Annotated in this window: 9 protein-coding genes and 1 pseudogene; 7 read left to right on the top strand and 3 right to left on the bottom strand. The window is 61.6% G+C overall.

Annotation, left to right across the window (positions count from 1 at the left end):
* Positions 1-20 precede the first annotated feature (20 nt).
* A complete protein-coding gene (gene fcl / locus AB870_RS21875; protein ID WP_047906266.1) occupies positions 21-1,007 on the bottom strand; it encodes a GDP-L-fucose synthase in 987 nt (328 codons plus the stop codon).
* Complete coding sequence (locus AB870_RS21870) at positions 1,008-2,462, bottom strand: mannose-1-phosphate guanylyltransferase/mannose-6-phosphate isomerase (RefSeq protein ID WP_237170007.1); 1,455 nt, start codon at positions 2,460-2,462, stop codon at positions 1,008-1,010. It lies immediately after the preceding gene.
* A gap of 625 nt (positions 2,463-3,087) precedes the next feature.
* On the opposite strand from AB870_RS21870, the gene AB870_RS21865 reads away from it, so the two are divergent.
* The 6 genes and pseudogenes from AB870_RS21865 (at position 3,088) to AB870_RS21840 (ending at position 10,382) form a co-directional block, all read left to right on the top strand.
* Positions 3,088-5,010, top strand: a complete 1,923-nt coding sequence (locus tag AB870_RS21865; RefSeq protein WP_047906265.1) for a polysaccharide biosynthesis protein — start codon at positions 3,088-3,090, stop codon at positions 5,008-5,010.
* 236 nt (positions 5,011-5,246) lie between these two features.
* A pseudogene (locus tag AB870_RS21860) lies at positions 5,247-6,371 on the top strand (cytochrome c oxidase subunit II); the annotation flags it as partial.
* 430 nt (positions 6,372-6,801) lie between these two features.
* Complete coding sequence (gene ctaD, locus AB870_RS21855; protein WP_047906264.1) at positions 6,802-8,661, top strand: cytochrome c oxidase subunit I; 1,860 nt, start codon at positions 6,802-6,804, stop codon at positions 8,659-8,661.
* The gene (locus tag AB870_RS21850) at positions 8,658-9,284 is read left to right on the top strand and encodes a cytochrome c oxidase subunit 3 (protein WP_084663991.1); all 627 of its coding nucleotides are present in this window, start codon (positions 8,658-8,660) and stop codon (positions 9,282-9,284) included. Before ctaD ends, AB870_RS21850 begins: the two co-directional genes overlap by 4 nt.
* Positions 9,285-9,314: 30 nt before the next feature.
* Positions 9,315-10,007, top strand: a complete 693-nt coding sequence (locus AB870_RS21845; RefSeq protein ID WP_047906262.1) for a heme-copper oxidase subunit III family protein — start codon at positions 9,315-9,317, stop codon at positions 10,005-10,007.
* 9 nt (positions 10,008-10,016) lie between these two features.
* On the top strand, positions 10,017-10,382 hold the full coding sequence (locus AB870_RS21840; RefSeq protein ID WP_084663989.1) for a cytochrome C oxidase subunit IV family protein: 366 nt from the start codon (positions 10,017-10,019) through the stop codon (positions 10,380-10,382).
* Positions 10,383-10,394: 12 nt separating this feature from the next.
* Here AB870_RS21840 and AB870_RS21835 read toward each other — a convergent pair whose 3' ends face one another.
* The gene (locus tag AB870_RS21835; protein ID WP_047906261.1) at positions 10,395-11,327 is read right to left on the bottom strand and encodes a LysR family transcriptional regulator; all 933 of its coding nucleotides are present in this window, start codon (positions 11,325-11,327) and stop codon (positions 10,395-10,397) included.
* Positions 11,328-11,600: 273 nt separating this feature from the next.
* On the opposite strand from AB870_RS21835, the gene AB870_RS21830 reads away from it, so the two are divergent.
* A complete protein-coding gene (locus AB870_RS21830) occupies positions 11,601-12,374 on the top strand; it encodes a putative hydro-lyase (protein ID WP_047908544.1) in 774 nt (257 codons plus the stop codon).
* Positions 12,375-12,678 lie beyond the last annotated feature (304 nt).

The raw sequence follows: 12,678 nt of genomic DNA, 5'->3' as shown, positions 1-12,678 counted from the left end.
GTCTGGACTATGCTGAGGCCTTAGTTGGCCTTGGCGCCAACGTACGCATGCCGCACGAAGTCGTCGTAGGCGAGGCGCAAGCCGTCAGTGAGGGAGACGTTCGGCCGCCAGCCAAGCGAGGTGAGGCGCGTGCTGTCCATGAGCTTGCGGGGAGTGCCGTCGGGCTTGCTCGTGTCGTAGACGATTTCGCCGCGATAGCCCACGACATCACTGACTGCTTGTGCCAGCGCTGCGATGGTGATATCGTCGCCGCAGCCCACATTCAGGTGGCTTTGCATGGGCGAAGTGTGGAGACCGTAGGTTGCGCGATCGAGGTTCATGACGTGAACCGACGCAGATGCCATGTCATCGACATAAAGGAACTCGCGGCGCGGCGTACCCGTACCCCAAATGGCGACCGAGGGTGCGTTGTTTTCACGCGCCTCATGGAAACGCCGCAGCATGGCCGGAATGACGTGGCTATTTTCCGGATGATAGTTGTCGCCCGGACCATATAGGTTAGTCGGCATGACGCTTCGATAGTCGACGCCATGCGAAGCGTTGTACTGTCGATTGTAGCTCTCACAGAGCTTGATGCCCGCAATCTTGGCGATCGCGTAGGGTTCATTGGTGGGCTCCAACGTACCCGTCAGCAGAGCTGACTCCGTCATTGGTTGCGGTGCGAGTTTCGGATAGATGCAGCTTGACCCCAGCAGCAGTAGCTGTTTGACGCCCGCCTTGAAAGCTTCGTGAATGACGTTAGCCTCGATCATCAAATTGTCGTAGATGAAATCGGCCGGATACGTGTTGTTGGCATGGATGCCACCGACTCGGGCCGCCGCCAGATATACCTGGTCGGGCCGCTCGATTTGCATGAAAGCGCGCACCGCCGCCTGATCCGTGAGATCGAGCTCGGCGTGGGTGCGTCTCACGATGTTGTCCTGGCCCTGTGCTTGCAGGGCTCGAACAATGGCCGAACCCACCATGCCCCGGTGGCCGGCCACATAAATCTTGGGCTTCACGCTCATTCAGTTCTTCTCCGTGGTCCGGCCGTAGGTGTCTTCCAGGCGGACGATATCGTCTTCCCCCAGATACGACCCCGATTGAACCTCGATCATTTCCAGGTGCGTCTTACCAGGATTGTGCAGGCGATGAATTTCGCCGATGGGAATGTAAGTAGACTGGTTTTCCGTCAGCAGGAATGTTGCCTCGCCGCGGGTCACTTCGGCCGTACCGTTAACAACGATCCAATGCTCCGCACGGTGATGGTGTTTTTGCAGGCTCAGGCTAGCGCCAGGCTTGACGCATATGCGCTTGACCTGGAATCGCTCGCCGGCGTCGACCGAGTCGTACCAGCCCCACGGGCGAGCGACTTTACGGTGCAACGCCACGTGCGGACGTCCCTTGCGATCAAGCTCTGCTACCACGTGCTTGACCTGTTCGACATGCTCGCGTGTGGTCACGAGGACGGCGTCCGGCGTGTCGACGATCAACATGTCTTGCGTACCCAGGGCGACCACCGGCCTGCATGGCGCGTGAATAAACGTGTTGCTTGCATTGATGGCGTGGCCGTCACCCTCGATTCGGTTGCCGGCGTCATCAGCGGGAGTGAGGTCAGCCACCGCATTCCAGCTGCCGACATCGCTCCATGCGCCTTTGAAGGGAGCGACCCGCACGTTGGCGTGCCGTTCCATGACGGCGTAGTCGAAGCTCTCGGAGCGGCAAGCGAGGAACGCTTCGCGCCCAGGGCGGACAAACTGCCTGTCGTAGGAAGCGTTGGCCATCGTCTCGCGGCATCGCACGAGGATGTCGTCGGCATGTACGTGCATCGCGGCGATCAGCGCTTTTGCGCGGCATAGGAAGATGCCGGCGTTCCAAAGCACATTGCCTTGGCTGATGAGTTCGTGGGCGCGCTGAAATACAGGTTTTTCGATAAAGCGGGAGACAGGGTAGAGGGCTTGAGCGTGCTCGCGTGCGCCCATCTCGATGTAGCCGTAGGCCGTGCTCGGGAATGTCGGCACAACGCCGAAGGTGACGATCGTGTCGTCAGTCAACGCTTGCGCCGCTTCGCGAACCATAACGGTGAAGGCGTCTGCATCCGGGATGTAGTGGTCGGCGGGACAAAAGAGCAACGTGGCATCGGGCGCAGTACTGACGGCGGCCAGGGTCATGGCCGCTGCCGTATTGCGGGCGGCTGGTTCGAGCAAGACCGTGCCCGCAACACCACTTTGCTCAAGCGCTTCGGCAACCAGGAATCTGTGATCCTCAGCTGCCACGCATACGATATTCGACGAGCTTTGTACGCTATTGAGCCCACGCAGGCGTTCGAGCGTCAGGCGCAACAGGCTCTTGTTGCCCACGATGGGAATAAACTGCTTCGGGAACAGCTTGCGAGACAGGGGCCACAGGCGCGTTCCCGCGCCGCCGCAAAGCACAACGGGCGTGATGTGAGATTTGATCAGATTGTCTGCGTCCAACGTCACAATGCGGTATCCAAGATTTAAGAGCAGAGGCCAGCTGAAGAATGCTGGCGGTCTGCGGGGCAGGCGTGGTCAACGCGCAAGCAACGCTATGATGAGATGCGTGGTGCGAGGGCGACGCCTGCCGGCGCCGGATTTTATCAAAGCTCTCGGGGAATAGTTCGGAATAGTGGTGTGGATTGGAAGTTCCCGGCACCTTACGCCGGTGAAGCTATATCATGACCTCTCGTGGGCCTTGAACGCAAAGAGTGTAACATTTTCGAACCAATTTTCCCGTGGTGGGAGCAGGCGCGCTACAATTGCCGGACCAACAAGCCGCACATTACGCTGTAATGGCCCTGCTGATAAGCCGATGCTTTCCAATCCGCTCACTTGGCGCTTCGCGCCATTATCGAGCGGCGGCCCGTATTCTTCTAGACCAGAATCCAAGCGGCTAACTTCATCGAAAAATAAAACTCGTTTACTTTTTCAAATCGAAAATCTGAGTGTTGAATTTGACTTGGTGTTATCGAGCTCCTTGCAGATTTGAGTAGCGTAATTGCGCTGCCATTGCGAGCAATTTCCCCAATTTAAATTTGTTTATTACTCTGCGATTTTCGATAGCGCAAACGGAGAATCTGAGGGCATCATGCTCCGCAATATCGTCAATTTGCCCCGTACGGCGAAAATTTCGCTAATGGTCTTGGCGGACCTTCTCTTGCTGCCGCTATCCCTGTGGACCGCGATCGGCCTGCGACTGGATTATTGGAACTTCCCGCAATTGCATGCCTGGTGGGTTTATCTCCTGCCTCCGGTGCTTGCAATTCCGTTGTTCATCCGACTCGGCTTTTATCGAGCGGTGGTCCGATATATGGGCAATCGGGCGACGATTATGGTGGTGCTGACCGTCACTATTTCGGTTTGCATGTTCGCGGGTTTGCTCGGCATGCTCATGCTGCCTCCCGTACCTCGCGGCGCCCTCGCAATATACTGGCTCATCGCAATCGTTTATATCTTGTCGAGCCGCTTTCTAGCACGAGCTATGCTCCAACACGTGAGTGCGCGCGATCCCTCGTCGCGCAAGCGGGCCGTCATTATTTACGGGGCGGGCAGGGCCGGATGCCAGCTCGCGGTGGCGTTGCGCGCCGGCGTGGAATATCACCCGGTGGCGTTCGTGGACGACAATCCGGCACTGCACGACCTTGAAATTCTTGGTTTGAAGGTCCGAAATCCAGCCGATCTGCCGAAGCTGATCGAGCGATACAAGTTGCGCCAGGTGCTGTTGGCGATTCCGTCGGCCACGCGCGCCCGCCGATTGGCGATCATCAATGCTTTGGAGGCACTGAAGGTTGAGGTGCGCGCCATCCCGGGAATGGCCGATCTGGTTGGCGGGGCGGTGCAGGCCACGGACGTGCGGGAAATCGATATCGACGATTTGTTGGGGCGCGATATCGTACCGCCTAATCAGGCATTGCTAGAGGCCAACTTGAACGGCAAGCATGTCATGGTGACAGGTGCGGGCGGCTCGATCGGCTCGGAATTGTGTCGCCAAATCGTGCTGGTTCGACCCAGAACGCTTGTTCTATACGAAATCTCGGAATTTGCACTTTACTCAATCTCTCAGGAACTGGAAGAGATTGTTAATCAACGCAATTTGAGTGTGACGATCATACCTGTGCTGGGGTCGGTGCAAAATGAGGATCGCCTGCGCGACATCATGAAGTTGCACGGTGTGCAGACCGTCTACCACGCTGCGGCGTACAAGCACGTTCCCTTGGTCGAGTTCAATGTGACCGAGGGCGTTCTTAATAATACGTTCGGTACGCGTGCTGCAGCGCAAGCGGCGATTGCGGCCGGTGTCGAGACGTTTGTACTTATTTCGACCGATAAGGCGGTACGTCCGACCAACGTCATGGGGGCGAGCAAGCGCCTCGCGGAGTTGGTGCTGCAGGCGCTCGCCAATGATCCTGTGGTCAAGACGCGGTTTTGCATGGTGCGTTTCGGCAACGTGCTTGGTTCGTCCGGGTCGGTGGTGCCGCTGTTTCGTAAGCAGATTCTGGCCGGTGGTCCTATTACGGTGACGCATCCGGAGATCATTCGGTACTTCATGACTATTCCGGAAGCCGCGCAGTTGGTGATTCAGGCTGGTGCGATGGGGGCGTCCGGGGAAGTTTTCGTCCTGGATATGGGGGAGCCCGTGCGGATCGTGGATCTGGCTCGGCGGATGATTCACCTCTCCGGCTTTTCAGTGAAGGAAGATGGGAATGACGACGGCGATATCGCCATAGAGTTCTCCGGCTTGCGCCCGGGCGAGAAGCTCTACGAAGAACTGCTTATCGGCAGTGACGTAACCGGTACCCGGCACGCGAAAATCATGATGGCTAGCGAACATTTCCTGGCGCGCGGTGAGTTGGCTAGCGTGCTGACGATTCTGGAAGACGCTTGTGCCAACAATCGTCACGACGTCATCATCAATACGTTGCGTAACTGCGTGTCTGGCTTCAATCCGGAATCCGAGATCCGCGACCATCTCTACGAAATGCGCCGCCCCGCAGTGCAGCGCGTGCTCTAAGCCATTTGTCTGGGTTGCGCTGGCCGGAAAGTCTACGACGAGCCCAAGCAAACTTGACTCTGTCTGGCCAACGTCTAACTTTAAAGAAAGTTGCCGCGTACGGACCGTGGCGGGGGGATGAACCCTCGCGCGTCGTGCGCGCACACCGGTGAAAACGAGACGATAGCAGAGGAGGCCGCGATGAATCTTGTCGTCGCCGCGCCCGCATGGCGCGTGTCTGGCATCGATTCGAAGCCATGGCCCTGCCCATCCTCCTGATCGTCGTTGTCGCTGCGGCGCTCGCGTTTCATTTCTGGAGTCCGTGGTGGCAGACCCCTCTGGCGTCGAACTGGCGCCAGATGGACGACACCCTCACCATTACGCTGGTGATCACTGGCGTGGCCTTTGTTGTCGTCAATCTTTTCGTCGCGTGGGCGGTTTTTCGCTATCGGCACCGCGACGGCCACCGTGCCGCGTACGAGCCTCACAACCGGCGTCTGGAAGCATGGCTGATCGGCATCACGACCGTCGGCATTGCCGCGATGCTCGCGCCGGGGCTTTTCGTCTACGCCAAACTCATCGACCCGCCCGGCGATGCCCATGTCGTCGAAGTCGTCGGCCAGCAGTGGCAATGGCGTTTTCGCCTGCCCGGCCCGGATGGGCGTCTGGGTACCTCCGACCCGAGCTATGTCACGGCCGATAACCCGCTTGGCCTGAATCCCAAGGACCCCGCGAATCAGGACAACCGCATCGTCGACGCCCCCGAACTGCATCTGCTCGTCGGTCAGCCCGTGAAATTGCTGCTGCGCGCCAAAGACGTGCTGCACGACTTCTATGTCCCGCCGTTCCGCACCCGGATGAACATGGTGCCGGGCATGGTCACGCAGATGTGGCTCACGCCCACGCACACGGGCCGTTTCGACATTCTGTGCGCACAACTGTGCGGCGTGGGACACGCGAACATGCGCGGCGTCGTCGTCGTGGACGACAAGCCCGCCTACGACGCCTGGGTGGCCAAACTCCCGACGTTCGCCGCCGTGCAGGCGCAGCACGCCGGTGCCGCAACGCTCGACCCGCTGGCCGCGAAGGGCAAGTTGCTCGCGCAGGCGAAGGGATGCGCCGGGTGCCATTCGGTCGACGGCTCGCCGGGCGTCGGCCCGACCTGGCGCGGACTTTACGGGAAAACCGAGACGTTCCAGGACGGCAGCACCGCGCATGTCGACGACGCCTACCTCGCCGCGTTCATCCGCAATCCGACGGCGCGCGTACCCAAAGGCTTCGCCCCGATCATGCCGGTCGTGGCGCTGAGCGACGACGAACTGAAGGCGCTGATCGCCTACATCCGGACGCTGGGCGCGAAACCACCCGTCAAATCGGCACAGATGGCGCCGCAGACATCGCAGACATCGGAGACATCGGGTCCCCCGGATCGGCCCACGCCTGCAATACCGCCAATCCAGCTCGCGCAGAACTCGCTTCAGACGCCGCGTCCGCCCGCACAGTACGCCCCGCTCACGCCGTCGGCGCCGACGACTCCGGGAGAGCGGCCGCCGTCGCAACCTTCGCGCCAATCCGGGGGGGCCGCCGGGTTGCCATTGCAGAATGACCCGAGAACGAGCGCGCCGCCGCTGACGATCCCGCCACGGCAGTCCACCGGTCCCCAGGCGCCCGGCCCCGCGCAGCCGAGCGTGCCGGTGATTCGGCCCGCGCCGTAGTGATCGCCGCGTCCATCGCGCTCATCGCGTGGCGCGCGCGTCCGGCCGCGACCGGACCACGCAGCGGCGCCGGGGCAGACACAGAGGGAGATATGTCATGACAGGCAATGCCGGCAGCGAGAGTTCCGCCCACGCAGGCGCCTACGGCGACCCCGGTGGGCACGGCCCGCAAAGTTTCTGGACGAAATACGTCTGGAGTCAGGATCACAAGGTGATTGCCGTGCAATACACGTGCACGGCGATCGCGGTCGGGCTGGTCGGTCTGGTGCTGTCGAATCTGATGCGCATGCAGCTCGGCTTTCCCGGCAAATTCTCGTTCATCGACGCGAGTCACTACTACCAGTACGTCACCATGCACGGCATGATCATGGTGATCTACCTGCTCACTGCACTCTTTCTCGGTGGCTTCGGCAATTACCTGATTCCGTTGATGGTCGGCGCGCGCGACATGGTCTTCCCGTTTCTGAACATGCTCAGTTACTGGGTATATCTGCTTGCGGTACTCGTGCTGATGGCGAGCTTCTTCGTGCCGGGCGGCCCGACCGGCGCGGGCTGGACACTCTATCCCCCGCAGGCCATTCTGCCCGGCACACCGGGCACCGAGTGGGGCATCGTGCTGATGCTCGTTTCCTTGCTGATTTTCATCGTGGCGGCCACGATGGGCGGTTTGAATTACGTCACCACCGTGCTTCAGGCGCGCACCGAAGGCATGACGCTGCTGCGCATGCCACTGACCGTCTGGGGCATCGTGATGGCAACGGTGCTGGCGCTGCTCGCATTTCCCGCGCTGTTCGTCTCCGGCGTCATGATGCTGCTCGACAAGACACTGCATACGAGCTTCTTCATGCCCGCACTCGTCTCGCTCGGACAGCCGCTGGATTATCGCGGCGGTAGCCCGTTACTGTTCCAGCATCTTTTCTGGTTCTTCGGCCACCCGGAGGTGTACATCGTTGCGCTGCCCGCCTTCGGCATCGTATCGGACCTCATCAGCGTGCATGCGCGCAAGAACATCTTCGGCTACCGGATGATGGTCTGGGCGATTCTGGCCATCGGTGTATTGTCGTTCGTCGTGTGGGCGCACCACATGTTCATCAGCGGCATGAATCCGTATTTCGGTTTTCTGTTTGCGACCACCACGCTCATCATCGCCATCCCCACGGCCATCAAGGTCTACAACTGGGTGCTCACGCTGTGGCGCGGCGACATCCACTTGAGCGTGCCGATGCTCTTCGCCATCGGCTTCATCAGCACGTTCGTCATCGGCGGCCTGACGGGCCTGTTCCTCGGCAACGTGAGCGTGGACATGCCGCTGTCGAACACTTACTTCGTCGTCGCGCACTTCCACATGGTGATGGGCGTCGCGCCCTTGCTGACGATCTTCGGCGGCATCTATCACTGGTATCCGCTGGTGACCGGCAGGCGCCTGAACGACCGGCTCGGCCAGTGGCATTTCTGGATCACGTTCCTCGGCACGTATGCCATCTTCTTCCCGATGCATTACCTCGGCATTCTCGGCATGCCGCGACGCTACTACGAGTTCCAGAACTACAGCTTCATCCCGGACTCCGCACATACGATGAATACCTACATCTCGGTGGCGGCGTTCGTCGTGGCGCTGGGGCAATTGCTGTTCCTCTTCAACCTGGCGTGGAGTGTCCGGCACGGCAAACCGGCGGGGGCGAATCCGTGGCGGGCCGCATCGCTCGAATGGCAGACACCGGATGTGCCGCCCGTGCACGGCAACTGGGGCCCGGCCGTACCGACGGTCTATCGTTGGCCTTACGAGTACAGCGTGCCGGGCGATGTCGACGACGTCGTGCCGCAGAACCTCGCCCCCGATCCGCGACGTCCGGCCACGCTGGTACATGGCGATTCGGCGGCGCTGCACCGGCAGGGTCAGCCATCGACGCCACCCGACGCGCCACCGCCCGACACGCCCAAGGGAGCGACACCATGAGACCCGTTCCGACCTGGCCCCCGATGCCGCCCGGCGGTGCGCCGGTGGCGTTCCCGCGCCGGCGCGCGGCGTCGCAGATCGCGCTTTGGTGGCTCATGGGCGTGATCGGCATGCTCTTCGCGCTGATGCTTGTCGCCTATGTGATGCGCATGAGCCAGAGCGACTGGCGAGCGCTGCCGCCCGTGAACGCGTTGTGGTTCAACACGGGCGTGCTGGCCGCCGCGTGTATCGTGATGCAGTCGTCCAACGCGCAGGCGAGACGCGGCGAGTTGCGCCGCTCGCGACGCGACTGGGCGCTCGCCGGCGCGCTCGCGCTGGCGTTCGTGGCCGGTCAGCTCTGGGTGTGGCGCGATCTCGTCGCGCATCGATACGACGTGGCCGGCAATCCCGCGAACAGCTTCTTCTTCCTGCTCACCGGCCTGCACGGGTTGCACCTGCTCGGCGGTGTTGCAGCGTGGGCGCTGCTCGCGTCGCATCGCATGACACATGCCGCGCGCGCGAGGCGGTTATCCCTCACTGCGCAATACTGGCACTTCCTGTTCGTCCTATGGGTTGTGCTGTTCGCGGCCATCGTCAATCTCACGCCGGAGATCGCACAGCGTCTGTGCGGCGCCGGTCCGTGATCGCAACGCCGGGACACGAGGAGCCGCATCGTGAATACGTCATCGTCAAGCGTTATCCCCCCTGCCGAGCCGCCCGGCGGATGGCGCGGGGTCGTCACCGACTGGTCGGGAGACCGCGCCACGTTCCGCGTGCCGTGGGGCAAGGCGATGATGTGGATCTTCCTGCTCTCGGACACCTTCGTGTTCAGCAGTTTCCTGATCGGCTACATGACGGTGCGCATGTCGACCACCGCGACATGGCCGAATCCGGCGGAGATCTTCGCCCTGAGCGTGAATGGTCATTCGGTGCCTCTGCTGCTCATTGCGATCATGACGTTCGTGCTCATCACGAGCAGCGGCACGATGGCGATGGCAGTGAACTACGGGTACCGGCGCGACCGGGACAAGACGGCCGCATGCATTCTTGCGACAGCCTATCTCGGCGTGGCCTTCGTCGGCATGCAGGCCTTCGAATGGACGAATCTCATCGTGCACGAGGGCATTCGTCCGTGGGGCAATTCGATGGGCGCCGCGCAATTCGGCGCGTGCTTCTTCATGATTACGGGCTTTCACGGACTGCACGTCAGCGCGGGGGTGATCTATCTGCTCACCGTGATGCGCAAGGTGCTCAACGGCACGCTGGAGCGACGCGGCAACTACGAACTCGTCGAGATCGCCGGGCTGTACTGGCACTTCGTCGATCTCGTATGGGTGTTCATCTTCGCGCTGTTCTATCTCTGGTAGGAGGGGGCCATGGAATCCTCTACGACACCGGCAAGCGTTGCACCGCACGTCGCGGCGACCGGCGGCGAGCACACCGGACAGCAACACGCGGTCGGTCTTTATCTGAAGGTGTGGGGGCTGCTGTTCGTGCTCTCGACCTTTTCGTATCTCGTCGACTACGCGAATCTGCAAGGTTATCTGCGTTGGGGACTGATTCTCGTGCTGATGGTCGCGAAGGCGGGTCTGATCGTCGCGGTATTCATGCACATGCGATGGGAGCGGCTCGCGCTCGTGTATGCGATTCTGATCCCGCCGTTGGCGCTGCTCGTGCTGATGTCGTTGATGGCCTCGGAGGCCGACTTCACCTTCGTCACGCGGCTCGCCCATTTCCGATGAGCCAATCGGGACTCACAGCAGTTCGACCAGGCGGCGATCGCTTTTCTGGCAGTACTCGGCGCACGCCGTACGTGCGGCAGTCGCCGCCCCGTGAACGAACAGCGGTGCATCTGCGCGGCGCGACATCGACACGACGATGGACGGGGGCGCCGGCTGCAACGGCAGTTCCACCACTTCTCCGTTAGCGATCAGCGTGTCGACGAACAGACGCGGAATGGCCGCCACGCCGAAGCCGTCGCGAACCAGTTGCACGATCACGGCGATCGACGGCGAACCGGTCACGCGTGTCTCGGACAGCGGCACGCCATGCACGCCGGCGAGCTTCGCCACGATGTCTTCGAGTGCCCGGTGTGGTGCGGTGCCGCGCCCGTAAGTCAGGATCGGGTGCGCAAGCACCTGCTTGGCCAGCCCGCTGCGCGTGTTGGGAAACATGCCCTGGCGCGCGATCCAGTGCACCGGATAGTTCGCGAGCGCGTTGCACACCACGCTGCTGTCGTCGCTGCCTTCCACACGAATGATGAGGTCGAGTTCGTCGGCCATGAGACGCCGCTGCAACTGCACCGACACGTCGACCGTCAACTCGACTTCGAGCATGGGGTAATCGGCAGCGAGGCGCCGCAGATAGTTCGGCAGCCAGCTGTGCACGACGGTCTCGATCACACCCAGGCGCAGGCGTCCGCGCAGGGTGCTCTCGGCGGAGGCGGCCGCTTGCAGACGCCGGGCCGCTTCCACCACGGCCTTCGCATACCCCAGCAGATATTCGCCGTTCGGCGTGAGACGAAACTCGCGGCTTTCGCGATCGACGAGTTCGGTCTTCAACTCCTCCTCCAGCACCTTGAGCCGTTGCGAGATCGCGGCTGGCGTGGCGTGCAGCGCGGCCGCCGTCGCACGGAAGTTGCGCAACATGGCCAGCGTGACGAAGGTTTCGAGAAAGCGCGTGTTCATGAGCGGGCGACGGTTCGGCGAACTGGGAGGCTGCCCAAAACCGCCGGCGGACGGTGTGCGGGACAGTAAAAATATATGCAACGAACTTCGGGAAAACCCGTGAAGTCGTTAAGAAATTCTATACGGCGGTGCGAACAAAAACTCGTTAGCGATAACTTTTTTTTCTTTCTATTCTTCTGGCTATCCGATGCCGCCAAGGCACCGCCAACGAACGCCGGAACCGCCATGAACCACCGAGCCACCCCGCACGATTTCCTTTCGCGACGCGAGACGATTACGCCGTACGAATTCCGTCAGGCGGTACGCTCGGTGCAGTTCCGTGGGCCGACTGCCGGATACTGCGGCGATTTCGCACAGGCGAACCTCGCTATCCTGCCGGAGGCACATGCGCACGACTTTCTGCGTTTTTGCCAAAGTAACCCGAAGGCCTGCCCGTTGCTGGGGGTGGGCGAACCGGGGCAGTGGCATGTGCCGTCGCTTGGACGGGAAGTGGATATCCGCACCGACGTGCCGGGCTACAACGTCTATCGCGACGGCAGGCTCGATGCGCAGGTCGACAACCTCGCGGAGTTCTGGCAGAGCGACTTCGTCGTGTTCGCCATCGGCTGCTCGTTTTCGTTCGAAGACATGCTGGCCAAGGCGGGGATTGCGCTTCGTCACGTGGAGGAGGGCTGCAATGTGCCGATGTATCGCACCAACATCGCGAATCAGCGCGTCGGGAAGTTCGGTGGCGAACTGGTCGTCTCGATGCGTCCGATGAAGGGCGCCGACGCGATTCGCGCGGTGCAGATCACGTCGCGGTTTCCGGGCGTGCATGGCGCGCCGATCCACATCGGCGACCCGTCGGTGCTGGGCATCGAGGACTTGTCGAAGCCGGATTTCGGCGACGCCGTGACGATTCGCGACACAGAGCTGCCGGTGTATTGGGCCTGCGGTGTGACACCGCAGACGGCGCTCATGGGCGCCCGGCTGCCGCTCGCGATTGCGCATCGCCCCGGCTACATGCTGATGACGGATATTCCGAACGCCACGCTCGCTGTGTTCTGACGGCGGTAATCGCTGTAATCGCCGTAATGGCGCCAGCGGACGAGGGCGGCGAGGAAGCGCGCGGCAACGACCGCCCGCGCCCTTCGCCGGTGAGCCGCGGACGTTCCGCACGACGTATTCGATGTGATGCCTTCGCTTGAGGACTTTCGTCTTCGCATCGCGTCAGCCCCCGCAACATCGCTGCATCTGCTGCATCTGCTCCATCTGCATTAACACGTATCACGAAACGACAGAAGAACCGCGCCATGACGGGCCGCGGCAGGAGCGCTATCGCCTGCCGGTGACTACTCACGCCTATCGGATG

It is taken from the genome of Pandoraea faecigallinarum, from assembly GCF_001029105.3.
Classification (GTDB): Bacteria; Pseudomonadota; Gammaproteobacteria; order Burkholderiales; family Burkholderiaceae; genus Pandoraea; species Pandoraea faecigallinarum.
The sequence above is the reverse complement of the archived record's forward strand: the minus strand, read 5'-3'. Positions and strand labels throughout refer to the sequence as shown.

Coding starts and splice junctions, on each gene's coding strand:
- AB870_RS21835 (WP_047906261.1), bottom strand. CDS start 11,327: ATGAACACGCGCTTTCTCGAAACCTTCGTCACGCTGGCCATGTTGCGC.
- AB870_RS21865 (WP_047906265.1), top strand. CDS start 3,088: ATGCTCCGCAATATCGTCAATTTGCCCCGTACGGCGAAAATTTCGCTA.
- fcl (WP_047906266.1), bottom strand. CDS start 1,007: ATGAGCGTGAAGCCCAAGATTTATGTGGCCGGCCACCGGGGCATGGTG.
- ctaD (WP_047906264.1), top strand. CDS start 6,802: ATGACAGGCAATGCCGGCAGCGAGAGTTCCGCCCACGCAGGCGCCTAC.
- AB870_RS21840 (WP_084663989.1), top strand. CDS start 10,017: ATGGAATCCTCTACGACACCGGCAAGCGTTGCACCGCACGTCGCGGCG.
- AB870_RS21850 (WP_084663991.1), top strand. CDS start 8,658: ATGAGACCCGTTCCGACCTGGCCCCCGATGCCGCCCGGCGGTGCGCCG.